Source organism: Bizionia argentinensis JUB59 (assembly GCF_000224335.1).
In the GTDB taxonomy this organism is placed as follows: Bacteria; Bacteroidota; Bacteroidia; order Flavobacteriales; family Flavobacteriaceae; genus Algorimicrobium; species Algorimicrobium argentinense.
Window position 1 is genome coordinate 1 of the sequence record NZ_AFXZ01000029.1, and the last position, 26621, is coordinate 26621.

A 26621-nucleotide genomic window follows, 5' to 3' on the forward strand; every position below is an offset into this window, starting at 1 on the left:
TACTTATTTATTACGTAGCGTCTTTTTTATTGGATTATTTTGCTTGCTTTTTTTGAGAGTGTTTTAATTAATAGCGCCATTTTTTATACTATAAACTTCTTGGTTTAGTGTTGAGGTGTTTATTTTAGCTATTAGAATTATCAACCACAAATAATTGCTGAATTGAGAAATGATTATTTCTGGAATTTTTTCAAAGTATTTCATCTGACAATAAACCACTTTATTACTGCTCATTTAGCGACTAGAAATGCTTGATTTTATTGCGGCAAAGCCGAGGCTCATAATTGCATTTGCATTCATTAAGCGCTTTCCTACAGTGTAGTTTCTGCTTACAGATTTGTTTCCAGCCATCTTCAAACGCTATTAATATTTAATAATTAAGGTTTTAAAACATCACTAAGCTCTAGTGTGTTGACTATGTGTTGATTAACAGGATTTTGGATGCTTTAAATCTAAATTTTATTTAGATAAAAAAAGTATAAAAAAGGCTTGAAAGTCAAAAAAATATATTTCTTTTGCATCGCATTTAGCTGAACAAATTGAGAACTGTTTTTATGTTCGGGCCCTTGAACATTGGGAAGTCATATTCAAGAGCCGCTTACCGATTAAGCAACCGAATTTTAGAGCTAACTTCCGTGACTTATATTTACGCAAGCCAACATTTATATGGCTTTATTCCTACGACCCATTTTCAAATTCAAGTTTGATAATTTTAATTTTTAACGTTATATTAATTCTGAATATAGCATTCAGTTCGTATCTTTAAATTTTAAATATTCAAATAAATGAACACTAAATATATTGACTTAATCAGTCAGACCTTCGATTTTCCACAGGAAGAGTTTAAACTGGAAAACAAAACATTGGAATTCCATGATATCGACCTTATGCAATTGGTGGAGGATTATGGGACACCTTTAAAATTTACTTATTTACCACAAATATCTAATAATATTCAACGTGCTAAGGGGTGGTTTAAAAAAGCTATAAAAAACAATAAATACAAAGGCAAATATAATTACTGCTACTGCACTAAAAGTTCACATTTTAAACATGTCTTGGACGAAGCGTTAAAAAATGATATTCACATTGAAACATCATCTGCTTTCGATATTGATATTGTTGAAAGCCTAAAAGCGGAAGGGAAAATCACCAATGACACATATATTATTAGTAATGGATTCAAACGTGCCCAATACGTTACAAATATTGCACGCTTGATTAATGATGGACATAAAAATGCTATTCCAATTATTGATAATTATGAGGAGATCGATTTGCTTTCCGAAGAAATAAAAGGAAAGTTTAATATTGGTATACGTATCGCTTCAGAAGAGGAACCTAAGTTTGAATTTTATACGTCACGTTTAGGTGTTGGCTATAAAAATATTGTACCGTTTTATAAAAATCAAATTCAAGATAATAAGAAAGTTAAACTTAAAATGTTACACTTTTTTATAAACACAGGAATTCGTGATAATGCCTATTACTGGAATGAATTGGCAAAATGTTTAAAAGTTTATACGAGTTTAAAGAAGATTTGTCCGTCTCTTGATAGTTTAAACATTGGCGGTGGATTCCCAATTAAAAACTCATTGGCTTTCGATTTCGATTACGAGTATATGATTGATGAAATAATCAATCAAATTAAATTGGCTTGTGAGAGTGAAGATGTTGCCGTTCCTCATATTTTTACGGAATTTGGAAGTTTTACAGTTGGAGAAAGTGGTGGTGCCATTTACGAAGTACTGTATCAAAAACAACAAAACGATCGTGAAAAGTGGAACATGATTAATTCATCATTTATTACTACCTTACCTGATACTTGGGCCATAAATAAGCGTTTTATTATGTTGCCAATTAACCGTTGGCATGAAAGCTATGAACGTGTGCTTTTAGGTGGATTAACCTGTGATAGTGATGATTATTATAACAGCGAGCAACACATGAATGCTATTTACTTGCCTAAATATAATAAAGAGAAACCCTTGTATATAGGTTTCTTTAATACAGGTGCTTATCAAGAAACGATTGGCGGTTTTGGGGGCTTACAACATTGTTTAATTCCGTCGCCAAAACATATTTTAATTAATAAAGATGCTGATGGAAATATTAGCACAAAATTATTTGCTGAACAACAAAAAAGTGAAGACTTACTTAAAATATTAGGTTACGATGGACAATAAAACGTATGCGGGAATAGACGAACAATATTCCAAATTAGATAGTTCAAAAATTGTGCTAATTCCAGTGCCATATGATGGTACAAGTACTTGGCAAAAAGGTGCTGATAAAGGGCCTGAAGCATTTTTAAGTGCATCGGAAAACATGGAGCTTTACGATATTGAAACAGGTACTGAGGTATACAAACAAGGTGTATATTTAACAAAGCCTATAACCGAAAACTCTTCGCCAGAAAAAATGGTGGAAGCGGTTCATGAAGCAACTAAAAAGTATATAAAACGAAATAAATTTGTAACGGCTTTTGGTGGCGAACATTCCATTTCTATTGGAACAATTAGAGCTTTTAATGAATGTTTTGAAAACTTAACAGTTTTACAAATTGATGCTCATGCCGATTTACGTAAAGAATATGAAGGCAGTAAATGCAACCATGCTTGTGCGGTTTATGAGGCAAGCCAGACAACTAACTTAATACAAGTTGGTATTCGAAGTATGGATGTTATTGAAACGACGGTTATGGATTTCGATAAAACCTATTTTGCGCATGATATGGCTGTGGATGATACTTGGATGGATTCTGCAATCGACCAAATGACAGAAAACGTATTTATTACAATCGATTTGGATGCTTTTGATCCGTCTATAATGCCAAGTACAGGAACACCAGAGCCTGGTGGATTATTATGGTATGAAACACTTGATTTTTTACGTCAGGTTTTTGCTGAAAAGAATGTAGTAGGTTTTGATATTGTGGAATTATGCCCAAATGAAACAGAACGTTCTTCGGACTTTTTAGCAGCCAAGCTATACTATAAAATGCTATCTTATAAGTTTCTAGATGAAACTGCAGAAGATAGTTTCGATAATAATTTTAATGAATCAAAAGAAAATACCAATAAATTTTCTAAATTTAATGAAGACAATGACAACTAAAGGACACATATCACAATTTATAGAAAAATACTATTTACACTTTAACGCAGCTGCTTTAGTAGATGCCGCAAAAGGGTATGAAGATCAATTAAACAATGGTGCTAAAATGCTAGTATCTCTTGCGGGAGCAATGAGTACTGCAGAAATCGGGAAAATTTTTGCCGAAATGATTCGCCAAGATAAAGTTCAAATTATTTCTTGCACAGGTGCAAACTTGGAAGAAGATATTATGAACTTGGTAGCACATTCACACTACAAACGTGTTCCAAATTATCGCGATTTAACACCACAGGATGAGAGGGACTTAATGGACAAAGGTTTAAACCGAGTAACGGATACCTGTATTCCTGAAGAAGAGGCTTTTAGAAGAATTCAAGAACATATTGTAAAAATCTGGAAAGAGGCTGAAGCGAAAGGTGAACGTTATTTACCTCATGAGTATATGTATAAATTATTACTTTCTGGTGTTTTAGAAGAGCATTATGAAATTGATATTAAAGATTCTTGGATGTATGCTGCAGCCGAAAAAAATCTACCAATTATCTGCCCAGGTTGGGAAGATAGCACAATGGGTAATATTTTTGCTAGCTATGTTTTAAAAGGTGAATTAAATCCAAGTACTATGAAGTCTGGAATTGAATACATGACTTTTTTAGCTGAATGGTATACGAATAATTCTGAAAATGGTATCGGTTTCTTCCAAATTGGAGGTGGTATTTCAGGGGATTTTCCAATTTGTGTGGTGCCTATGTTATATCAAGATATGGAACGTACAGATACACCATTCTGGAGTTATTTCTGTCAGATTAGTGATTCTACAACAAGTTACGGATCGTATTCTGGAGCTGTTCCTAATGAGAAAATTACATGGGGAAAATTAGATGTTGATACCCCTAAATTTATAATTGAAAGTGATGCAACCATCGTTGCACCATTGGTTTTTGCTTACTTGCTAGGAATGTAATAATGGATACTCAAAAAATAGAGAATATTGAATTAAAATATCTAACGGTTGATGATTATGAGGAATTAAAATCAGCAACTTTAGAGTCTTATGGCGGTGTTTTAAATTCTTACTGGAAAGAACAACATATTAAAGATTTAACCACCAAGTTTCCAGAAGGACAAGTGGTTATTAAAATTGATGGTGATATTGCTGGTTGTGCTCTGTCCATTATTGTCGATTTTGATAATATTGATGATGAGCATACTTATGAGGATATTATTGCTGGAGAATCTTTTAAAAATCACGATCCAGATGGCGATGTTCTTTATGGTATTGATGTGTTTATAAAACCAGAATATCGCGGATTGCGATTAGGTAGACGACTTTATGATTACCGGAAAGAGGTTTGTGAAAACTTAAATTTAAAAGGAATTGTATTCGGTGGTCGTATGCCAAATTATCATGAGCATAAGAATTTATCACCTAAAGAATATTTTGAAAAAGTAAAGCGTAAAGAAATCCATGATCCGGTTTTAAACTTTCAAATTTCGAATGATTTTCACCCAGTTCGTATACTAAAAGGGTATTTAGAAGGCGATACGGCCTCTAATGAGTATGCTGTTTTAATGGAATGGGATAATATTTATTATACCAAACCAAATAAAAAGGCAAGCACCGTAAAAACCGTTGTGCGTTTAGGTCTTATTCAATGGCAAATGCGTACTTATACTGGTTTGGATGAACTCATGCAGCAAGTAGAATATTTTATTGATAGTGTTTCTGCTTACCGATCTGATTTCGCCGTGTTTCCAGAGTTTTTCAACGCACCATTAATGGCGGAGTTTAATCATATGCACGAGCCAGAGGCCATTAGAGAGTTGGCCAAGTTTACCGAAGTAATTGTAGAAAAGCTGAAGCAATTATCAATCTCCTACAATATTAATATCATTTCGGGAAGTATGCCTGAATTGGTGGATGATAAGCTATATAACGTTGGTTATTTATGTCGCCGTGATGGTAGTGTGGAACGCTATGAAAAAATTCATGTTACACCAGATGAAGCTAAAGTTTGGGGTATGCAAAACGGGAACAAATTACAAACTTTTGAAACCGATTGTGGGAAAATCGGTATTTTAATATGCTATGATTCGGAGTTTCCAGAATTATCACGTTTATTAGCAGATGAAGGCATGGATATTTTATTTGTTCCTTTTTTAACGGATACACAAAATGGCTATTCTCGTGTTCGCTTATGTGCACAAGCACGAGCAATAGAAAATGAATGTTATGTTGCTATTGCTGGAAGCGTAGGTAATTTACCCAACGTAAATAATATGGATATTCAGTATGCGCAATCGGCTGTTTTTACGCCTTGCGACTTTTCATTTCCAAGTAATGGAATTAAAGCGGAAGCAACGCCTAACACCGAAATGATTCTTGTAGCGGACGTTGATTTGAGTTTATTAAGAGAACTTCATTCGCATGGAGCTGTTAAAAACTTAAAAGATAGGCGAAAAGATTTTTATGATGTTATCCGAATTAATAACAATAAATAGTAATTTTGTTTTTTTAAAATGCATAAATATTGACCAAGTAATGAAAAAAAGAAATGATAATTTAAAACGCGTAATTGTCGACTTTAAAAAGTTAACACCAGAAATTTTAGCGTTACTCGTTGAAAAATATCCTGATGGTTATGATGAAGATCAAATTTTCTCCTTTAAAAATGCGAAAAACGAACTTATTGAAGCTGTCGAAGTTACTACGAGTGACACGAAGTATTTAGTGAAAGTAAGTACCAAGTTGGCGGCAACCATGGAGAATTATGATGAAGACGATTATGAAGATTTTGATGTTGCGGATCCAGAAGCTATCCAAGATCCAGAGCTTGAAATAGCTGACGAAGACGCTGAAGACGAAATAGATTAATTAATTTATAATGAGAACAGCTGTTTTTAAATCTTACGAGAATGGATATTATACCTTCTGGTTCGATAACGGGGAAGAGCTTGCTTTTGAAGAAGTGAGTCCTCGCGTATTAAAACAATACGATTTAAAAAATGACGAGAACTACGTCGATCAGGAGTTTAAAATAGTTTTTGTTGAAGCCCCTGATGGAAATGATGAAGATTCAGTTATATATAGAGTCGAAAGTTTAAAACCGCTTTAATTCCATTTAAATGGAAGATATTAAATGGTTGTTTTAACAGCTTTTGTCTATCAGATAGCATACGAAAATTTTAATAAAACAGGAAAGCAGCAATTGTATAACAGTTGCTGCTTTTCGTTTTTATAAATGAGTTATTATGATTTTAAAGCTGTTTTTTTAGCTCTTCATAATACTGTTTGGTAATATGCAAACCATTATGGGCGCCATCGATAATAGGAAACAATTGGATGTTGTCTGGAATTAAAGCTTTAAGTTTTTTAGCATTTGTTTCTGGGTTAATTAAATTATCACGTGTGCCATAAAATATAAGAATTGGGCACTTTACTTTTGTGATAAATTGATAGGTAGGAATATCATATCGTATTATAAACTCGGGAATCGGTGGTGCAATTTCTTCTGCAACTAAAATTTTCCACGAATAGTATGGTGCGTTTAAGATAAGTTTTTTAGGATTGTTTTTAGAAGCCACATAAGTGGCAATCCCTGATCCTATAGAATACCCTAAAATCACTATTTTATCCTCGGAATAACGCTTTTTTATGGCGTTGTAAACCGCTTCTCCATCATCAAAGAGTTCTTGAGTTTCAGAATAGGAGCCATCGCTTTTACCATAACCACGATAATCAAAAAACAGAATATCATAACCATTGTCAAGGTACAAAGGAGCGCGTTTTCCCCAATCGTGAATGGCACCAGCATTTCCATGGAAATAAACTATTACACCTTTCCGCGTTTGTTCAGTTTTAAATAGAAGAGCGTTTAAAGATATACCTTCCGATACCGGAATATTAAGTTCTTCAAAAGATTCTTTAAAGTTGAACACGTAATTTTTTTCTAAATGCTTCGGATTAAAAAAGAAACGTTCCTGTTTAATATATAAAAAAACTAAAGACAATATATAAAGCACAAAAAACAGTGCTATAATGCGAAATAAGCGTCTAAATAATTTTAGAAAATTAAGTTTCAAGTGGTTTGGGTTTAAATATATCGTGCAAAAATACACTAAAAACCACGAAGTATTCAAATGCAATAATCCAAAGGTTTTCAGAGTTTTTGGCATTAGAATAGGACAAATAGCTGAAAATAATCATAAAACTCCATACTAACGGGAATTTATAATTGGTGAAAACTCCTAATAAAACAAGTGTAGCCACATACCAAGGATGAACGGTTGTAGCTGTAAAGTAATAAACAGTTAAAACAATAAGCATGGTAAAAATAAGCTGTTTCGTGTTTTTTGGTTTTTTATAAATCGCCAAAATAATAACAAAGATAAATACAAAAATAGCAGTGAATTTTCCAATAATAGCTATCTGATTATAACCTGAAATCCAAAAACCTATTTGGCGAAAAATATAGTACAAACTAGCATTAAATTCAAAGTTTTGAAACCATAAAGCCACCGTGTTTGTGTAATTTGTTAAGAATTCAGTTGAATAAAAGGGTATAAAAAAGCATACAGTCGTTAGTCCAACAATCCCATAAAACATCAATAATTTAAGGATGTCATTTCTAGAAGTTTTTGTCAATTTATCTTCGATGCAGTGTTCTTTCCTAAACCACGTAAAAAGTAATGGTAAAAACAGTAGCGGAATTAATTTAACCGAAACGGAACAAGCAAAAACAACAGCCGCAAAAGGCCATTTGTGCTTCTCTAACAAGTATAAACTCCAAATTAGGAAGAACAACATTACACCTTCAAAATGAAGATTTCCGGTGAGTTCAATAATAATAAACGGGTTTAAAATATACCAGAAAATGAGGTGTGTAGGGAGTTTTAACTTCATCAATAACTTCTTGCCAAAATATAGTATTCCGAAATCGGCAGCAATTATAAGTAGCCGTAAAACGATAACAGAACCTAATATGCTTTGACCAGCAAATAGTCCTGCAATTATAAAACACAACTGATTTAAAGGTGGATAGTTGGTGAAGTTACTGGCACTTAATGAACCCATGCCATTATAAAGTTCTTGTGCTTGAGCAATGGGGAATTGGGAGTTAGCAATAAAAAATTCCGGTGTATATAAATACGGATTAAAACCTTCTAATATCATGCGTCCGTCCCAAATAAAGCGATAAAAATCTTGTGATAAACTAGGGATGGATAATATGAAAAGGGCACGAAAACCAAAAGCAAGCCACGTTAAAAATTTAATATTGTGTTTGGTGAGTTGGATGATTTTATAGAAAATGACGAATAAAGATGTATAAAGTATTAGTAGTTTTATACTGTCGGTTCGTTCCAGTTTATAAGCGAAGCTAGCATAGAATAACAAACTTGTAAAAGCGAGTAGGAGTGGGAATTTATAAAACTTAATAAAATTTGAAACTTGCATGGTTCAAATATACATTTTTGTTGCGTGTTGCATATGTTTATAGTCTTTTCATTAAATTAGTAAAATAGAATTTATGATTTAAGTGAAATTTAGAACCAAAATTCAAATGAATACGCAAGCATTAAGTCAGTACTTAAGTAAAACTATTATTTTTACTATAATTCTATTTCTAACAATTTTAACGAGTACTTTTGCTCAAGAAAATGAGACTTATATTAAAGCAGGTATTTTTTACGATAGCGAAAACAATATGCTACTGAAAAATAAGCTAATTCATATTCGAGGGAATAAAATAGTGAGCATAGTGACTTTTCCTGAAATTCCTAAAAACGCTAAATTTATTGATTTAACGAATTATACCGTGCTTCCAGGTTTAATTGATGCACATACTCATGTACTATTTTCTCAAGATTCAAATGTTGATTTTTCAGAACACAGTATTCAATCATTAACTATGGAAAGCGATGCCTTGCGGGCGTTGCGTGGTGCTAAAAGAGCAAGGTCTTATTTAGATGTTGGCATTACAACCATTAAGGATTTAGGTAATTCAGGGCTTTTTTTAGACGTTGCACTGCGGGATGCTATAAGTGAAGGAACTATTACCGGACCGAGAATATTAGCTTCTGGCCCTATCATGGGCGCTGCTGGTGGGCAGATTTACGGGGTATCTCCTAGTCATCAAAATCTTATCGATTTGGAATACCGTATAATAAAAGGCGTTGAAGATGCTAGAAATGCTGTGCGGGAACATGCAAATCAAAATGTGGATGTCATTAAAATCTGCGCTGATAATCTTCCCAACAAAACGTTTCTTACTATAGAAGAAATGAAAGCTATTGTTAACATGGCTCATGATTATGGATTAACCGTTACAGCGCATTCAGTTTCAAATCAATCTGCGTGGAATGCCATTCAAGCAGGAGTAGATGGTATAGAACACGGTTTTAACATAGCTGATTCTACCTTAACTTTAATGGCGAAAAAAAAGGTGTTTCTGGTGCCAACAGAAAACAGTCGGAAATATATGGAGGTTTATGCAGAACTTGCCGGCTATAAGAAAGGAGAGACAGCTTGGATTGAAAATTATTTGAATAATATGTCGAAAAGATTAAAACAAGCAATAAAATTAGGCGTTCCCATAGTAGTGGGTTCTGATAATTATACGGAAATTGGAACTACAAGAGGCTGTTCCTCTCAAGATATGTTTCGGGCTTATTTTGAAGCAGGTATGAAACCTCTAGATATTTTGCAATCGGCAACCTATTTGTCGGCAAGTCATTTAAATATGCAGAATGACATTGGAGTCTTAAAATCAAAATCGAAAGCAGATATAATTGCTGTTAAAGGTGATATAATTGCTAACTTTGTAAACACAATTGAAAATGTTGTTTTTGTTATGAAAGATGGTGTCATTTATAATCAAGAAACAAATTGAGAGACATTTAATCAAAAAAAAATCAACTAGTATTTAGTTGATTTTTCTATATACAAATGATTTACTTACAAGTTTTTTAAGCTTCCATTTTTGACACCTTATGCAAAGCATCGGCAATAAGCATATCACCTTTTATTATTTCGAAAGTTACTTTATTGGCAACATCATCGTTTAGTGTTCTAACCAAAGTTTGGGCGACATCATTTCTGCTAATTTCGCCGCGTTTATTAAGCTTCTCTTCTAATTCTATTTTATTTAATAATTCGTCATTCGTTAAAGCACCAGGCCTTACTATGCTGTAATTTAAACCACTTTCAGTTAAATGGGTATCTGCGATTTGTTTCGCTTTTAAATAGGCCTCTAATTCTGGGACAGATTCTGGCTTGTCCGCTCCCATGGAACTTAACATAACAAATTTCTTAATATTGTTGTTTTTAGAAGCATCAATCAGTTTTATAGCACCGTTTTGGTCAACGGCCTCTACATTTTTTCCGCCAGAACCGGCAGCAAAAATGACTTTATCAATGGGTTTTTTAAAAGCGTGAGATACATCTTTTTCTAAATCTGCTAAAACGGTTTCCACGTTTTTCGCCTTAAAAAAAGGAATTTGCTCCTCTTTTCTCACCATGGCTATGGGATTAAAATATTGCGATTCACTTAAAAGATTAACTATTTTTTTTCCTGTGGTACCGTGAGCACCGGCTACTAAAATATTTTCCATGTCTTAATATAACTATATATGAAGAGCTTTACAAGAAATTTAGGCTGTTTAACGAGACTTTAATAGTATTGCTAATGGATGATTAGTTTTTTAAAGACTTGAAGAACACGAAGCCAAATCCAAGAAATAGCATGAGGTGAAATGGGAATAATCCAAAATCGCCGCCACCATTTCCAACAACAAAAGCGCTGTACATACCAAATGCGAAATAAAGCATCAACAAACCTTCAAAAATAACATACCAAGATATTTTTTTCTTCAGATAGATATTCTGTTTCCAAGAGTCTTTATTGTTTGAATTAATATTAAATTTTGGTGTGCGAATAAAGTCACTCGGCTTTCTAAAATGTCCTTCAATAACGGCTATTGTATTATGCAGGGAAAACCCCATAGCAACAGAAAAGAAGGCGAAAAACATGCTGATGTATTTTATGAGATTTTTAATGCCAGAACCCTGTAAGCGCTTGTAGATAATCCAATAACTAATAAAGAAAATAATAGAACTAATTACAAAAAAACTAGTGGCATAGAAATACATTTTTAGCGTTTCATTTTGGTGCTTTATGTAAAGCATAGGCACACTTAAAACAGCCACGATTAGAATACTTAAAAACATGGTGCTATTTAACAAATGTAGAAAACCGTGCATTTTTGATTTAGCAGACATGTTTTCACTCTTTAGAATTCTAAAAAACATCTTCTGAAAATTCTCTGCACCACCTTTATTCCATCGAAACTGTTGTGAACGAGCTGCACTTATAACTATTGGTAATTCGGCAGGTGTTTCAACATGTTCTAAATATTTGAATTCCCAGCCTTTTAATTGGGCTCGGTAGCTTAAATCCAGATCTTCTGTCAATGTATCGCCTTCCCAATTTCCGGCATCTATAATACATGTTTTTCTCCAAACACCAGCCGTACCATTAAAGTTGATAAAATGTCCTTTCGTATTTCTACCTGTTTGTTCTAAAGTGAAATGCGCATCTAAAGCAAAAGCCTGAATTTTAGTTAAAATTGAATAATCGCGATTAATGTGTCCCCAGCGGGTTTGAACTACGCCAATGTTTTCATTTTTAAAATAAGGGATTGTTTGTTGTAGCCAATCTGATTTCGGCATAAAATCGGCATCAAAAATGACAATAAACGTACCTTTGGCATATTCTAAAGCGGCCTTAAGTGCGCCAGCTTTAAAACCTGTCCTATCGGTTCGGTGAATATGTGTAATATCGAAACCTATTTGCTTTAACTCGATTATTTTTTTTGCAGTAATTGTATAAGATTCGTCTGTGGAATCATCCAAGACTTGTATTTCTAATTTGTCTTTCGGATAATTAATTTTTGAAATATTATCTAACAAACGTTCCACCACATAAAGTTCATTATAAATTGGTAGTTGAATGGTAACAAGCGGAATTTCTTTAGTATTTGTTAAATCGAATCTAGCCGCATCTTCAATTTTTTTTTCAGCTGATAAATAGTTGAATAATAAATTTAATTGCGCCAAAGCAAACATGAAAATCAGGATTAATGCTAACGTGTAAATTGTTATAATGATGCCTTCAATAATCATTTTTTGAAACCGTATTTAAAAATCCATGCTAGAATTTTATATCCAGCAAATACAGCACCTTTAACTGTTCCAGATACTTTAGAAACGCCGATGCGGTTTCTATACGGCACGTCGATTTCCGTATAAGAAATATTTTGTTTTAAAACTTTTAATTGCATTTCCACCGTCCAACCATAAGTTTTGTCTTCCATGTTTAAAGCTAACAATTGATTATATTTAATTGCACGAAACGGGCCTAAATCGGTAAACTTGGAGCCAAACATGAATCGCATTAAAGTTGTTGCTAACCAATTACCAAATATCTGTGGCATGGTCATGGAGCCTTTTTCACGTAATTCTTTGCATCTAGCACCTACTACAAAATCGACTTTGTTATCTAGAATAGGTTGAATGATATTGGTGAGTTGTTCCGGGAAATCACTGTAATCGCCATCCAAAAAGACAATAATATCCGGTTTCGGGTTTTGTTGCGCCAGATAATCCATTCCCTTTAAACATGCCCAGCCATAACCTTTTCTGTTTTCTGTTAATACGGTTGCGCCTGCCACTTTTGCATTTATTTCTGTCGCGTCTGTAGAGTTATTACTCACCACAATAATTTCACTTACGATGTCAGGAATATCTTTAATAACTAATGATATGGCATCGGCTTCATTATAAGCAGGAATAATAACTTTTATATTGGGCATTTATTGTTTTCTTTGAAAGTGCAAAAATAGGCTTAACCGACTCAAGTTACCATAACTTGTATGGCTTTGTTTATTTTACTTTTGATTTACTAAATCTATTAAATCGACATCATTTCCTAATAAAATTTCGGTCGGATTAATACGTCCTTTCGTGCTGTCATTTTCTAGTTTTAAAACACCACGCGGACAAACAGCACTGCAAATACCGCAACCTACACAGCTAGATCTGACAATATTTTCGCCTTTTTGAGCATAAGCTCGAACGTCAATACCCATTTCGCAATAAGTAGAGCAATTTCCACATGAAATGCATTGTCCGCCATTAGTCGTAATTCTAAATTTAGAAAAAATACGTTGTTGAAATCCTAAAATAGCAGCCATTGGGCAACCAAAACGACACCAAACGCGATTTCCAAAAATAGGGTAGAAGCCTGTTCCAATCACACCCGAAAAAATTGAACCAATAAGAAAACCATAAGAAGATCGTAAAGTTTCTGCTTCAAATAAAAATAATTGTGAGCCATTCGAGAAATAATGCATGCCAATAAGAACCATAATAATTACAAAGTATCCAATAGCACCATAACGCGCATCTTTACCTAATTCATGGCGTTTGTAAATCATGGTTAATGTAAAAATAAGTGTCAAAAAACCAGCTACTAAAAATAAGAAAACTTCTTTTGTAAGCCAGTAATTCTCTGCATCGTAACCTAAATACGTATAAATAACGGCAGTCGTCATTAGTACAACGAATACTAATACACTATGAACCACCCAACGTTCAATTTTCCAGGCAGCTTGAGTTTTATCACTTAAGTGCCGGAAGGGGTCTCCTGCCGTTTCAGCCAATCCGCCGCAACCACAAACCCAGGAGCAATACCAACGCTTACCATATTTGTAGGTCAGAATTGGTGTAATAATAAGAATAGACGCCACACCGAAAATTAAGATTCCTACGCCAACATCGCCAGCGCTAATCATATCGTCTACGCGATATTGCTCGAAATTATAATAGTTTAAAGGCCAGATGTTTTTTAAATCATAATAAGGTAGACTAAAACTTTCGGAGTTTAACCTTGACATGAATTCAGGAATCAAAAAAGCAAAACCTAACTGAAAGAACATCACCGAGTACGTTCGCAATTGCTCGTAACGATTATGTCTGTATTTTAATAAAAACTTATATCCGAAAGCTAAAATTGCCAATGTGTAAAGAGTACCATAAACAAACCACTGACTTGCAGGACCACCGTTTAAAAGTCTACTTAAAGGATCGAAAAAAGAGATTAGTCCGGTGTTTGCCGCGCCATCTGTTCCTAAACCTAATAGGTGTGGGTAAAAGTATAACACAATGTAGAATAGTGTTAAAACAATTCCTGTTAACCAACCAACAGCTCCATGCGATGAAATAGATTTGAACCAAACACCATCATTTTTAATGCCTTTAGGTTTATTTAAGTAAGCGTCTGTTGTAAACCCGCCAATTCCTAAAGTTATAGCGCCAAGCGCGGCTGTTAAAGCCCAACCTGACATAATATCTAAATTAAATAAAGCCAGAACTAACGTGAATAAACCAATCAAACCAATGGTCAAAAATACTTTTTGTTTGGCCGATGTGTGATAGCCATCGGGTTTGGCTAATGATAAACTATGGTTTAATTTTTGACTCATGGTTGTTTTCTTTTTGAGACCTCACAGGTTTTTAAAACCTGTGAGGTCTGGAATATTAAATTCATTCTAAAAAATACGTTTCTGAAATATGAATTTTCTTTTGTTCATGGACATAGTTCAAATTATCTTCATTATCGAAAAGTTCTAAAACGAAACTTCTATCTAGTTTTGTTGGTTGTTTCGATAAAAGAGATTGAAACGATGAATATTTATAGGTTTTGAAATTATCTGTAAATCCATGATGAACAGGATTCAAATGAATATAAACCACTAAAGACTTCAAATAAGCCTCAACAGAGATTTTAATTCGAGAAAATCGATCTTTAAATAGGCCTCCAGTTCTTTGATGTTTTTTATTAAAAGCTTTCGCATAAGCATTGAAAAAATTAGAAAATGCTTGCGAAATTTTCTTCTGCTCTTGATTTTCTTTGGTTTTAACTAAAAAATGAAAATGGTTTTTCATTAAACAGTACGCTAATATATCCACCACATCCAATAGATACTTTTTTGTTAGCGATAGAAAATAAAGATAATTATCGTCCTCTAAAAAAATATCTTCTTTATTATTGCCACAATTATAAATGTGGTAATAATTATCTTCTATTAACGGTTCGTATTTCATTTAGATTAAATTAAAGCTTTTCATAAGACCTCACAGGTTTTTGAAACCTGTGAGGTCTGGAACGCGAATGTTTAAGCTTTTTTCAAATTCCTCTCGAATTCTTCTTTCAAAACGCTTATAAAATTCAGGATCAAAATTGGCTTCAGAAAGATGTTCCACAACATAATTAACGGAGCGATTCTCTGTCAGCCATCTATCAAAAACTTCGTGTTTCATGCGGATTCCAAAGGTGTTGATGCCTTTAAAATCTTGTGTTTCTTGGTTATATTCAATCGTAATGCATTTATCTTCAGTCGTATGTTTCCAATGAAAATGCGCGTGATTTTCTTTTAATTCAGGAAATACCCAACCATAAGTTTGATATTCGATATCGAAAAATTTAGCCGAATTAAACCAATGACTTGGATTATACGCCATGCGGTTTCCACAAATAGTTTGCGCCACCACTTCGCCCATCATGCGTCCGGTATACCAAACCGCTTCAATGGGTTTTCTGTTACCAATAGGTTCGTGTTGCTCGGCACAATCGCCAATAGCATAAACATCGGGGATATTGGTTTCTAAATATCGGTTCACTAAAACGCCTCGTTTAGTTTCCACGTTAATATTTTTTACGACTGAAATATTGGGTGAAACACCAGCGGTTAAACCCACAAAATCACAGATTATTTCTTCACCTGTTTCTTCAATAATAATAGATTTAACACGACCATTCTCATCCGATTTAATTTCTTTTAAATTTGTTTCCAAACGTAAATCAATTCCATGTTTTTTAATTTCATAATTAACCAACTTGCTATCGCCTTTTGGTAATACATTATTCCAAAAACTAGGTTCGCGGACTAAAAGTGTAACTGGGATATTGCGACTATTTAGCATTTCTGCGAGTTCAATACCAATTAAGCCACCGCCAACGACAACGGCACGTTTACAAGCTGAATTATTAGGCGCATAAACTTCCAAGTTATCTAAATCTTGTTTACTGTATAAGCCTTGAACACCATTTAAATCTTGACCTGGCCAACCAAATTTGTTAGGTTTGCTACCCGTTGCAACAATAAGTTTATCATAAGTTATGGAATCGCCTTCTCGAAAATGAAGTGTTTTTGTAGCTGTATCAATATCATCTACAAATCCCGATTTTAGTTCAATACGGTTTTTCTTCCAAAACCAATCTTCATACGGCTTCGTATGCTCGTATTTCATATGTCCCATGTAAATATACATCAGGGCGGTACGTGAGAAAAAGTGTTCGGTTTCAGCAGAAATAATAGTTATTTTATTTTGTGAAAGCTTACGAATATGCCGCGCAGCAGTCACGCCAGAGATGCCGTTTCCAATAATAACAACGTGTTCCATAAGATGGTTTTAATAACTCGTTGGTCGAAGGTTTATGTCCAACCTTAATGTTTTTTGTACAATTTGTTTAAAAATAAACATTATTAATCAGTTATGCCAAGTTATTAAGCGTGGTTTTAGCCCTTTCTGATATGTAAAAATTAAAAAAATCGAGAATATGTTTAATACACATTCTCAATATCTTCTTTTCTATTGAAATTAAAAACATTAATTTGAAGTTTCAATAATCTTGAAATTCTTGATTGCTGTATTAGGCTCAATAATATTATAGCCTTTCCAAAACTCTGGATCGTAGGCAGGAAGGTAAGTGGGTATTACATCTGCAACTTCTGTAAAATCATTGAATTCGGTTTCAGAAATTGGTGTGGATTCAAAAATAATCAATTCTTTTTTATCAATATTTCTAACGATAAAATGAATATCGGCAGCCAATTCATTTTGCTTACGTCGGCCTTTTACATTTTTATTCTTTTCAATTATTTTTAATGGTCGTTTAATCCCAACTTGCTGCCCATTTGTTTCATCAGCATATTTAAGTGTGTATTTATCCTTCGCATTTTTTTGAAAAATAATAGTACCTTCTTTTAAATATTCCTTCATTGAAATACCTAATAAGCCGAATTTTCGAAGCGGTTTTACATTTTTATAGTCTACACGTACAATGGCAAAATCCTGCGTGTTAATATATAAAGTGCCTTCAAAATCCGCGCTACGTTTGGGTTTGAAACTTATAGTGTAAACGAATTCATTATTGAAATAGACGAAATCGAGCATTTCAAATTCGTAACGACGAGACTTTTTAATAAAATTTAAATCTGAGTCTTCATTTAAAAAATTGGCATTCTCTAAATTATGAGCGGTACTTTTTTTCCACTTTAGGAAATTCTCTTGGCGTTTCGCTTCTTGTTCCTTTTTCTTTTCTATGAATTCAGCAGTCTCTTTTTGCTCTTGATTATCTCCAAAAAATGTGGAGTCGATTTCCTCTTTCGTACCAAACCAACCTGATTTTATTTTAAAATATGAATCACGTTTTACATGTTTTCTGATGATTTCGTTAAAGCGCTTTTCATAATTTTCTAATGTAATTTCAGTTTGCTTATCATATAAGCGAGACGCTTTTAAAATTTCCATTTTTTGAGGCTGTGAAGCTTTAACTTGGCCATATAATTCACCTAAAACTTCTGTATGTTGGTCTGTGTTTTTCGGAACTGACGTAATAATGCTATCTACAAAAGCTTGGTTGAATTCGGGAATTGTCGTTTTTTCAATTTTCACATCGGTTTTTAGCATTTGCGTGTAATACGATTCTCTGTAAAACAGTTTCCGTTTAGCGTATCCGAAATCGTAATTGATTTTTAAACCCTCTTTTACTTTGTCTAATATTTCATCAAGGGTATAATTTTTATTGGTGATAAAAACTTCACTTAAATCAATGTTTTTTGCGTTTAATGTAATAGTGCTTTCTGTAAAATTTTGAATGGCAAATGTCTTTTGCTCATAACCCATACAACTAATGTAAAGTGAATCGCTTGTAGAAATAGGACGATTAATTGTAAGATTAAATTCGCCTTTATCATTACTAATTGTGCCTGTTTTATCGTCTATTGAAATGGTAACAAATGGAATTGGCTCGTGTTTAGTAGAATCGATGATTTTTGCGGAAATAGTCTGTTGGGCTTTTGCAGAAAAAATTGTTAAGCAACAAAGTGCTAGAATAAGTTTGGTTAATGTCATTGGTTATAGTTTAGAAGGGGAAAGTATTCTTTTCGAACGTATGAAAGCAGTCTTTTTTATTTTTATTAAGTAAGATTTATCTTAATTTTAACATATAACCAATAGTGCATCAGGAAATTAAGAAATATGATTCTGGTAATATTTGTAGAGTACGTCCGGCGAAGCGCCAAGCCATTTCTTAACATAAATAGTCCAGAAATGATATTGTAAAGTCCAAATACCATGTCTTTCATAAAGTCTGGCAGAAGTTTTAATTTTATAGGGAATAACGACAAATTGCTTTCTGGAATACAATTCATTAATCAATATATTATCTTCATAGATGACGTATTCTTCACTGAAACCTCCTATTTCATAGAAGAGCTTTTTCGTGATAAATTGACTTTGATCGCCACCACGACAAGCGCGCCATGAAAATTGAGTTAGCCAACCAGCCAGACGAAGCCACCAATGATTATTGTTAAATTGGAGTCGGAAACAGCCCGCTAAATTTCCTTTTGAAACTTCATTGATAATGAGATCATCAAAATGTTTCGGTGGAAATGAATCCGCATGTAAAAAATAAAGAATATTTCCTGTTGCTTGTTTTGCGCCAAGATTCATTTGTTTTGCGCGGCCTTTTTCGGAATTTAGAAGAATTAGCTTTTTGTTATTGGATGAGGGCTTTTTAGTTATTTGCGGGCGACTTGATATAAATGCCATTACCAATTCTTGTGAATTATCCGAACTTCCGCCATCCACAATTATAATTTCTGCACTATTTTTTGAAGATGAATTAATAATAAGATGCTTCAAAACCGAAACAATATTTTCGGCTTCGTTGAGCATAGGGATAATAATGGAAATGCTATTAGTCATTTAATTCCCAGCTGTAATCCATGTATTTTGTTTTGGCATCTGATTGAATAGTTATTTCAGAATAGCTGTTTAGAAAATCGATTAAACTGGAGTTTTGTTTAAAATCTTTAGAAAACCATTTGAAGATTTTGGAAAGTTCTAATTTATCTTTCTCAATGTTATTTTTAGATGCATCATTTAAAAACTCTTTAGTTGTAGCCGTTAATTGTTGATCCAGTTTTTCAGAAACAAAAGCTTCATTTTGCAACTTCGGACAAGAAGTGGATGCGCAAACAATGGCAAAATGAATGCGTGGTTCATTCATGTTGCGTAAAATTTCATGTTCTATATAATTTAATGATATGTATTTTCCGTTAATAGGAATAAATTCCTGATCCCAAGGATTTTTAATGTCTTTGATACTTTTTAAAGGATAATTGTCTATAATTAATTTGACTGTAAAAGCATTATAAGCATTAATCCAATACGCTAATATTTCATTGTTGCTCCAAGAATCTTTAGGTGAAATTTTAATGAATTGGTTGAGGTAATTATTTAATTCAACATCATTCGCTTTGATGCTTATATAATTGACAGCTCCTTCTTTAGAAACATGTTTCTTGAGGAAGTTTGTCCAATCCGAGTGGTCTATGTTTTGACTAATAGCCGATATGCTCATACCAAAAGTAATAATAAAAATAATGATTTTGATTTTCATGATATAGATTTTGGATGTTGATATCGGGCTTTAAATTAGCGTCTTAGAGTGTTTTAATTAGCTCTTTAAATAGCGCAATCATTTGTGGTTCTGCTTTGCCAGCCATTGCAATAATTTCAGAAATGTTGACGGGTTTTAAATTATCTGGATCACATTCATCGGTTAAAACAGAAACAGCAGCCACCTTTAAATTTAAATGATTGGCGACAATAATTTCAGGAACCGTACTCATACCAACGGCATCTGCACCAATAATTTTAAGCATTCGGTATTCTGCACGCGTTTCCAATTGTGGGCCAACTACACTGGCATAAACACCTTTGTGAAGTGTGATACCTTTATCTTTGGCAATGGTTTCAAATTTCTTATTGATTTCTAAATCGTAAGGTGCACTCATGTCGGTAAAACGCTCACCCAGTTGTTCTACACCTCTAAACGCTAGAGGCGAACTGCCTTGCAAATTAATATGATCATCAATTAGCATCAATTCGCCTTTTTTAAAATTGGAATTAATGGCACCAGACGCATTTGAAACTAATAGAGTTTTAATACCTAACTGCTTCATAACACGAACTGGGTACGTAACATCTTGAAGCGAATAACCCTCATAAATATGAAAACGGCCTTGCATAACCACTACTTTTTTACCGGAAAGTGTGCCGTATATTAATTTACCTTTGTGAAACTCTACCGTTGCTGTTGGGAAATTTGGAATGTGATTATAGCTTACTTCAGCAATAATATCAATGTCATCTAGTATTTTCCCCAATCCTGTTCCTAGAATAATACCCAATTCAGGGCTTTCAAAACCTTTACTAATTAAGTAATCCGCAGTTTCTGTAATGTATTTAAGCATATTTTAATAGTATTTTTTTAGTGATTCAATACCTTCCATATCTTCAAAGGTGTCAATATCATTTAATGTTTTTAATAGATAAACGGTCTCATTTTTTAAATCGTTTAAGGTGGCTTCACGAACTGTTTGAGTTCCCCAATCTTTATTTTTGAATATTTTCGGATGCAATCTTTTCATTCCGAAAAGATAATACCCACCATCTTCGGCAGGACCTAAAACGTAATTATGCTGGTTTAATTTTTGAAATCCTTCAGTAACGATTTCGGCATTTAAATCTAATAAATCGCTACCAATTATCAGCACTTTTTCATAGCCTAATTGAAATAATTCGGAAAAGGCATTTTCCATACGCTCACCTAAATCTAAACCTTCTTGTCTTTTTTTCTTAAAGAATTCTGGATGCCAAATGTCATTATCTTGAATCATTTCTGAATAAAACACATAGCGATCGGCTGTAACATTTTTAGCAATTTCAACCGTATGATTTAATAAGTGTTTATAGATTTCTAAAGCAGATTCATCGCCAATTGTTTTGGCTAATCGGGTTTTACACTTTCCTAATTCTGGATTTCTAGTAAAAATAATCAGCGCACTTTTAGAAGTAGGAAAATAGAAATTTGTAACCTGATCTAAATCGCTATTGGTATTGTTATTTGTTGAAATACCCATTCAATATTAATTCTAATTATAAACTTTTTTGCCTTTATGTAACCATTTGCCCCACGTTTTTGAAAAGGCATGGACACTATCTGTTTCCTTGTTTTTTAAATTATAAACGGGGAAGTCGTTATTTTTCCATTCGAAAATACCGCCATATAAATTATATACAGCTGTATAACCAGCTTCTTTAAGTTTTTTTGAAATGTTTTCAGATCGGACTCCTAACGAACAATACACCACGATAGTGTCGTTTTTATTTGAGACTTCTTTTAATACGTTTTCTAGCTGAAAATGATCATGCCCTACAAATATAGCATCCTTTAAATGACTGACTTTATATTCATTGGGTTCACGAGCATCTAAAACTTTATAGTCGGTTTTAGGCACGGCTAATTCATGAACTGAAATATAAGGGATTTCGTTTGTGTTATAACGTTTAAGTAATCCATCTAATGAATCCTGCGCAAAACTGATTTGAATGCTTGATAAAAATATAACTATATAGAAAATGGATGTTCTCATATTGGTGTTCTTTCAATAACTATTCCACAACGCTTCCCTGACAACTGCTTCCTGCTCCTGCCGTGCAGCCATAACAATGTTGAGAAATCATAATGTTTCTACCTTCTAATAATTCATTATTATACTCGGAAATATGTTTTACAGAACTATTAACTGGTAGTTGTAACATTTGATTGAAATCACAATCATATAAATAACCGTCCCAACTAATTGACAATGTATTTGTGCACATTACATTTTTTACTGCAGCGGGATTATAGGCTTCCACCAAACTGTACATATAATCTTCATAATTTTCTGAAGCGATTAAATAGTCTAAAAAGCGTGCAATTGGTAAATTTGTAATTGTGAATAAATTATGAAACTGAATATCAAAGTCTTCTAAAAGTGCTTTTTTAAAGTCTTTTTCCATGGCTGCTTGATTGCCTGGTAAAAATGCACCGGACGGATTATAAACCAAATCCAAGCGTAAATTGCTGCCCGGTAAACCATAACCAACAGCATTTAACTCTTGCAATGCTTTAATAGATTTAGCAAAAACACCTTCGCCCCGTTGTTTGTCGGTTTTCCCTTTAGTCCAATGTGGCATCGAACTTACCACATGCACATTATGTTTTTTAAAGAACTCAGGTAAATCGTAATACTTTTTATTGGCACGAATAATAGTTAGGTTGGATCGTACAATAAAATCTTTAACGCCAACCTTGGCCGCCTCTTCCACAAACCAACGGAAATCGGGATTCATTTCAGGAGCGCCACCTGTTAAATCCAAGGTATGTGCTTCGGTATTTTTTATTACTTCCAAGCATTGCAACATGGTTTCCCGAGTCATAATTTCCTTTCGGTCAGGCCCGGCATCTACATGGCAATGCGTGCAAACTTGATTACACATATATCCGACATTTATTTGAAGAATTTCTAGCTTTTTCGCTTTAAGCGGAAACTGATTACTTTCAGAAATTTTATCTTTAAACGTTGGCAATTCACCCGATTTAAAAATGCCATTAGATAAAATTTCTAATTGGCGTTTACTATCGGCTAATGCGTTTTTTTGTTTTTTTAAGGATTTAATCATAAACTATTTACTGATCTAATTTATTTACTTTATTCATCATCTGAACGCCATGAACCAAAGATGCTCCACCTCGAATAGCCGCGGCTACATGCAAAGCTTCCATCATTTCTTCTTTGGTTATACCACGTTGCAATCCGTCACCTGTGTACGCATCAATACAATAAGGACATTGAATAGTATGAGATACGGCTAATGCAATAAGCGATTTTTCACGTTCAGATAAAGCACCTGCTTCAAAAACCTTTCCGTAATAATCAAAAAATTTAGCACCTAGCTCTTCATTCCATTCAGATATTTTACTAAATTTTTTAAGGTCTGCGGGATCGTAATATGTTTTTTGCATGATAAATTGGATGTATAAATAGTTATGTGAAAAATGAATATACGGTTTTATGTCGTAGAAATAAGTCAAAGATTACATAAAAGGATAGGTATATCATCCACATTCACCATTTAAAAAATAACTATCTTGCAACCTGAAACTTTTAATTTATGATCCAAGATTTAGCAGCACAATATGCACCGTTTTTTGAGAAAGAGTTAATCGATGAAATTAGTCAGATTGGTATTGTAAAAGATGTTCGCGAAGGTGAAACCCTTATTGAAATTGGGTCTTATGTTAAATCAATGCCTTTGCTAGTTACAGGTGCTATTAAAATTTTACGCCAAGATGATGATGGTGATGAGTTGTTGCTCTATTTTTTAGAAAAAGGCGATACTTGTGCTATGACATTAACATGTTGTTTGGGTCGTACAAAAAGTGAAATTAGAGCCATTGCCGAAACGGACGCAAGACTGATTATGATTCCTATTGAAAAGATGGAAGAATGGTCTGGTAAATATAAAAGTTGGCGAAATTTTGTCTTTGAAAGCTATCATAGTCGCCTGAACGAAATGCTGGATACTATTGATAGTATTGCCTTTTTAAAAATGGATGCCCGCTTGCTAAAATATCTTAATGAAAAAGCGCGTGTTTCTGAAGATCATGTTATTTATAGTACGCATCAAGAAATCGCTTATGAGCTAAATACTTCGCGTGTGGTAATTTCTAGATTACTGAAAAAATTAGAAAACATGGGCAAAGTTCAATTAAACCGAAATCATATTATTCTTCATTTAGATTAAAACGCTATGTAGCTTTCGATACTGTCTAAAAGAAATTTAAACTCTATTTTGGCAATTAATATTCGAAAACTATATTATGGAACTATTTGAAATTTTAGGATATTTAAGCGCGTTATTTTTGGGTGTTTTTATTGGGTTAATTGGAGTTGGCGGATTTATATTGGCCGTTCCAGTTTTAGCATACTTATTCTTATTCAATGAGAAGGTTACCACGGCTTATGCCTTGTTTATTGTAGGAATTACTTCATTAATTACTGGTTTACAGCAAAACAGAAAAGGCTTGGTGGATTGGCGAACAGCCATTTTTTTTGGTCTGCCAGCAATAATTGGTAGTATATTAGTCAGACGTTATCTTATTCCTGCACTTCCCGTAATAATGTTCACAATCACCGATTATAAATTTACTACACGCATGCTTATTTTTGGCATATTTTCAATTTTAATGATTCCTGCAGCTTTTTCTATATGGAAAGAACGCAATGAAACATCTTATTGTACGCTGGTTAGTTATAATTACAAAGGTATTCTTATACAAGGATTTTTAATTGGTGGAATTACCGGATTATTTGGAGTAGGCGGAAGTTTCTTAATTATTCCAGCATTAGTAATGTTGGCTAATATTCAAATAAAAGTAGCGGTTGCAACGTCCTTTATTGTTATTGCTATGAATGCTTTATTTGGCTTTTTTATAGGCGATGTTATGACGATGATTATCGATTGGAAATTTCTGGCAAGCTTCACATCAATTTCAGTAATCGGGGTTTTTATAGGCATTTATCTAAACGATTTTGTCAATGTGAGAAAAATTAGAAAAGGCTTTGGTTATTTTGTCTTTGTTCTAGCTTTCTTTATATTTTACTTGGAAATTTTAAGCAAAAGCCTATTGTAACTTTGGTTACCCGCCATATCAATAGTTATTTGTAATTTTGAAAATATATTAAAACGTAAAACGGAATAGTTATGAAAATAGAACAGATATACACCGGTTGTTTAGCACAAGGTGCGTATTACATCGAGAGTCAAGGCGAAGTGGCAATCATTGACCCACTGCGTGAAGTTAAACCTTACATAGATCGAGCGAAGAAAGACAACGCGAAAATCAAATATATTTTTGAAACGCATTTTCATGCCGATTTTGTAAGTGGACACGTAACATTAGCTAAACAAACAGGTGCCGATATCGTTTTTGGTCCTACAGCTAAAACGAGTTTCGATGCTGTTATAGCAGAAGATAATCAAGTATTTAAATTAGGAGATATTACCATAACCGCTTTGCACACGCCAGGGCATACTATGGAAAGTACAACCTATTTATTAAAAGATAAAAATGGTAAGGATTATGCTATTTTTAGTGGCGATACCTTATTTTTAGGGGATGTAGGTCGACCAGATTTAGCGCAAAAAGCAGCTAGTATGACGCAAGAAGAATTAGCAGGAATTTTATATGAAAGCTTACGAACTAAAATCATGACCCTTGCCGATGATGTTATAGTATATCCAGCACACGGTGCCGGATCTGCTTGTGGTAAAAATTTAAGTAAAGAAACCGTTGGGAGTATTGGTGATCAGAAGAAAACTAATTATGCGTTAAGAGCTGACATGACGAAAGAAGAATTTATACAAGAAGTAACGGATGGTTTAGCACCACCACCAAAGTATTTTCCTTTGAATGTGCAGATGAACAAAGAAGGTTATGACGATATTGACGTGGTTTTAGAACGCGGTACGCAAGCCTTGTCACCAGATGCTTTTGAAGCAGCAGCTAATGAAACTGAAGCTGTTATGTTAGATGTTCGTCATCAAGATAATTTTGTAAAAGGTCATATTCCACGCTCTATTTTTATTGGTATTGATGGCGGATTTGCTCCTTGGGTTGGTGCCTTAATTGCCGATGTCAAACAGCCTATTTTATTAATTGCTCCTGAAGGTCGCGAGGAAGAAACGATTACACGTTTATCTCGCGTTGGATTCGATTATACGATTGGATATCTAAAAGGTGGTTTTGACGCATGGAAAGCGGCAGGAAAAGATACGGATTCTATCAAATCTATTCCAGCCACCGAGTTTAAAACACTTTTAGACACAGATAATATTCCGGTTTTCGATGTTAGAAAAGAAAGTGAATTTACGGCCGCTCATATAGAAGGGGCGAGTTTAACCTCATTAGATTTTTTGAACAGTCATTTAAGCGAGTTTCCAACTAAAGAAAACTTCTATGTGCATTGCGCTGGTGGTTACCGAAGTGTTATTGCAGCCTCTATTTTAAAGAGTCGCGGTATACATAATTTAGTCGATGTTGCTGGTGGTTTTTCAGCTATTAAAGACGCTGGAATTCCAGTAACAGATTTCGTTTGCCCATCGACATTGAAATAATTATTATAATTTTAGTATATTGAAAAGAGTGGCGAAAGTCACTCTTTTTTAGTAACAAATGTTACGTATAAGGTTAAATTAT

At 33.7% G+C, this 26621-nt stretch carries 26 protein-coding genes; 10 read left to right on the forward strand and 16 right to left on the reverse strand.

The window, feature by feature from the left end; genetic code table 11:
- Nucleotides 1–785 precede the first annotated feature (785 nt).
- From BZARG_RS08230 to BZARG_RS08255, 6 genes are read left to right on the forward strand one after another with little or no spacing between them, the layout of a single operon-like run.
- A complete protein-coding gene (locus tag BZARG_RS08230) occupies nucleotides 786–2186 on the forward strand; it encodes an arginine decarboxylase (protein ID WP_008637403.1) in 1401 nt (466 codons plus the stop codon).
- Nucleotides 2176–3117, forward strand: coding sequence for an agmatinase (gene speB / locus BZARG_RS08235; protein WP_008637354.1), 942 nt, complete (start codon nucleotides 2176–2178; stop codon nucleotides 3115–3117). Before BZARG_RS08230 ends, speB begins: the two co-directional genes overlap by 11 nt.
- Complete coding sequence (locus tag BZARG_RS08240; protein WP_008637374.1) at nucleotides 3107–4081, forward strand: deoxyhypusine synthase family protein; 975 nt, start codon at nucleotides 3107–3109, stop codon at nucleotides 4079–4081. The genes speB and BZARG_RS08240 overlap by 11 nt, the downstream gene beginning before the upstream one ends.
- 2 nt (nucleotides 4082–4083) lie before the next feature.
- Nucleotides 4084–5619, forward strand: coding sequence for a bifunctional GNAT family N-acetyltransferase/carbon-nitrogen hydrolase family protein (locus BZARG_RS08245; protein ID WP_008637401.1), 1536 nt, complete (start codon nucleotides 4084–4086; stop codon nucleotides 5617–5619).
- A gap of 40 nt (nucleotides 5620–5659) precedes the next feature.
- On the forward strand, nucleotides 5660–5992 hold the full coding sequence (locus BZARG_RS08250; RefSeq protein WP_040288292.1) for a hypothetical protein: 333 nt from the start codon (nucleotides 5660–5662) through the stop codon (nucleotides 5990–5992).
- A 10-nt stretch (nucleotides 5993–6002) separates the two neighbouring features.
- Complete coding sequence (locus BZARG_RS08255) at nucleotides 6003–6233, forward strand: hypothetical protein (RefSeq protein ID WP_008637284.1); 231 nt, start codon at nucleotides 6003–6005, stop codon at nucleotides 6231–6233.
- 142 nt (nucleotides 6234–6375) lie between these two features.
- Here BZARG_RS08255 and BZARG_RS08260 read toward each other — a convergent pair whose 3' ends face one another.
- Together BZARG_RS08260 and BZARG_RS08265 are read right to left on the reverse strand one after the other, a co-directional pair.
- Complete coding sequence (locus tag BZARG_RS08260; protein WP_123766900.1) at nucleotides 6376–7200, reverse strand: alpha/beta hydrolase; 825 nt, start codon at nucleotides 7198–7200, stop codon at nucleotides 6376–6378.
- The gene (locus BZARG_RS08265; protein ID WP_008637313.1) at nucleotides 7190–8572 is read right to left on the reverse strand and encodes a hypothetical protein; all 1383 of its coding nucleotides are present in this window, start codon (nucleotides 8570–8572) and stop codon (nucleotides 7190–7192) included. The genes BZARG_RS08260 and BZARG_RS08265 overlap by 11 nt, the downstream gene beginning before the upstream one ends.
- Nucleotides 8573–8678: 106 nt before the next feature.
- Here BZARG_RS08265 and BZARG_RS08270 point away from each other — a divergent pair, with 106 nt between their 5' ends.
- On the forward strand, nucleotides 8679–10007 hold the full coding sequence (locus tag BZARG_RS08270; RefSeq protein ID WP_008637264.1) for a metal-dependent hydrolase family protein: 1329 nt from the start codon (nucleotides 8679–8681) through the stop codon (nucleotides 10005–10007).
- 76 nt (nucleotides 10008–10083) lie between these two features.
- On the opposite strand, the gene BZARG_RS08275 is transcribed toward BZARG_RS08270, so the two are convergent.
- The 14 genes from BZARG_RS08275 to BZARG_RS08340 form a co-directional block, all read right to left on the reverse strand.
- Complete coding sequence (locus tag BZARG_RS08275; protein WP_008637250.1) at nucleotides 10084–10728, reverse strand: SDR family oxidoreductase; 645 nt, start codon at nucleotides 10726–10728, stop codon at nucleotides 10084–10086.
- An 82-nt stretch (nucleotides 10729–10810) separates the two neighbouring features.
- The gene (locus BZARG_RS08280; RefSeq protein WP_008637341.1) at nucleotides 10811–12298 is read right to left on the reverse strand and encodes a cellulose synthase family protein; all 1488 of its coding nucleotides are present in this window, start codon (nucleotides 12296–12298) and stop codon (nucleotides 10811–10813) included.
- Complete coding sequence (locus BZARG_RS08285; protein WP_008637334.1) at nucleotides 12295–12987, reverse strand: glycosyltransferase family 2 protein; 693 nt, start codon at nucleotides 12985–12987, stop codon at nucleotides 12295–12297. The genes BZARG_RS08280 and BZARG_RS08285 overlap by 4 nt, the downstream gene beginning before the upstream one ends.
- Nucleotides 12988–13062: 75 nt before the next feature.
- On the reverse strand, nucleotides 13063–14658 hold the full coding sequence (locus tag BZARG_RS08290) for a 4Fe-4S binding protein (protein ID WP_008637377.1): 1596 nt from the start codon (nucleotides 14656–14658) through the stop codon (nucleotides 13063–13065).
- A 61-nt stretch (nucleotides 14659–14719) separates the two neighbouring features.
- Complete coding sequence (locus BZARG_RS08295; RefSeq protein WP_040288267.1) at nucleotides 14720–15280, reverse strand: transposase; 561 nt, start codon at nucleotides 15278–15280, stop codon at nucleotides 14720–14722.
- Between the two features lie 30 nt (nucleotides 15281–15310).
- Nucleotides 15311–16639 carry an NAD(P)/FAD-dependent oxidoreductase gene (locus BZARG_RS08300; RefSeq protein WP_008637255.1) on the reverse strand — a complete coding sequence of 443 codons (1329 nt, stop codon included), beginning with the start codon at nucleotides 16637–16639 and terminating at the stop codon, nucleotides 15311–15313.
- 207 nt (nucleotides 16640–16846) lie between these two features.
- On the reverse strand, nucleotides 16847–18373 hold the full coding sequence (locus tag BZARG_RS08305) for a carboxypeptidase-like regulatory domain-containing protein (RefSeq protein WP_008637304.1): 1527 nt from the start codon (nucleotides 18371–18373) through the stop codon (nucleotides 16847–16849).
- A 117-nt stretch (nucleotides 18374–18490) separates the two neighbouring features.
- Nucleotides 18491–19231, reverse strand: coding sequence for a TIGR04283 family arsenosugar biosynthesis glycosyltransferase (locus tag BZARG_RS08310; protein WP_008637270.1), 741 nt, complete (start codon nucleotides 19229–19231; stop codon nucleotides 18491–18493).
- Nucleotides 19224–19928, reverse strand: a complete 705-nt coding sequence (locus tag BZARG_RS08315) for a DUF547 domain-containing protein (protein ID WP_008637364.1) — start codon at nucleotides 19926–19928, stop codon at nucleotides 19224–19226. Before BZARG_RS08315 ends, BZARG_RS08310 begins: the two co-directional genes overlap by 8 nt.
- Nucleotides 19929–19971: 43 nt before the next feature.
- Complete coding sequence (locus BZARG_RS08320; RefSeq protein WP_008637315.1) at nucleotides 19972–20784, reverse strand: purine-nucleoside phosphorylase; 813 nt, start codon at nucleotides 20782–20784, stop codon at nucleotides 19972–19974.
- 3 nt (nucleotides 20785–20787) lie between these two features.
- Nucleotides 20788–21453: a TIGR04282 family arsenosugar biosynthesis glycosyltransferase gene (locus BZARG_RS08325; protein ID WP_008637412.1), complete on the reverse strand. Its 666-nt coding sequence runs from the start codon at nucleotides 21451–21453 to the stop codon at nucleotides 20788–20790.
- A gap of 12 nt (nucleotides 21454–21465) precedes the next feature.
- Nucleotides 21466–21966: a rhodanese-like domain-containing protein gene (locus BZARG_RS08330; protein ID WP_008637247.1), complete on the reverse strand. Its 501-nt coding sequence runs from the start codon at nucleotides 21964–21966 to the stop codon at nucleotides 21466–21468.
- 19 nt (nucleotides 21967–21985) lie between these two features.
- On the reverse strand, nucleotides 21986–23041 hold the full coding sequence (gene arsS / locus BZARG_RS08335; RefSeq protein ID WP_008637299.1) for an arsenosugar biosynthesis radical SAM (seleno)protein ArsS: 1056 nt from the start codon (nucleotides 23039–23041) through the stop codon (nucleotides 21986–21988).
- 7 nt (nucleotides 23042–23048) lie between these two features.
- On the reverse strand, nucleotides 23049–23384 hold the full coding sequence (locus tag BZARG_RS08340; RefSeq protein ID WP_008637280.1) for an arsenosugar biosynthesis-associated peroxidase-like protein: 336 nt from the start codon (nucleotides 23382–23384) through the stop codon (nucleotides 23049–23051).
- Nucleotides 23385–23533: 149 nt separating this feature from the next.
- Here BZARG_RS08340 and BZARG_RS08345 point away from each other — a divergent pair, with 149 nt between their 5' ends.
- The 3 genes from BZARG_RS08345 (at nucleotide 23534) to BZARG_RS08355 (ending at nucleotide 26539) form a co-directional block, all read left to right on the forward strand.
- The gene (locus BZARG_RS08345; protein ID WP_008637345.1) at nucleotides 23534–24166 is read left to right on the forward strand and encodes a Crp/Fnr family transcriptional regulator; all 633 of its coding nucleotides are present in this window, start codon (nucleotides 23534–23536) and stop codon (nucleotides 24164–24166) included.
- A gap of 76 nt (nucleotides 24167–24242) precedes the next feature.
- On the forward strand, nucleotides 24243–25055 hold the full coding sequence (locus tag BZARG_RS08350; RefSeq protein WP_008637246.1) for a sulfite exporter TauE/SafE family protein: 813 nt from the start codon (nucleotides 24243–24245) through the stop codon (nucleotides 25053–25055).
- Nucleotides 25056–25126: 71 nt separating this feature from the next.
- Nucleotides 25127–26539, forward strand: a complete 1413-nt coding sequence (locus BZARG_RS08355; protein WP_008637266.1) for an MBL fold metallo-hydrolase — start codon at nucleotides 25127–25129, stop codon at nucleotides 26537–26539.
- Nucleotides 26540–26621: the final 82 nt, after the last annotated feature.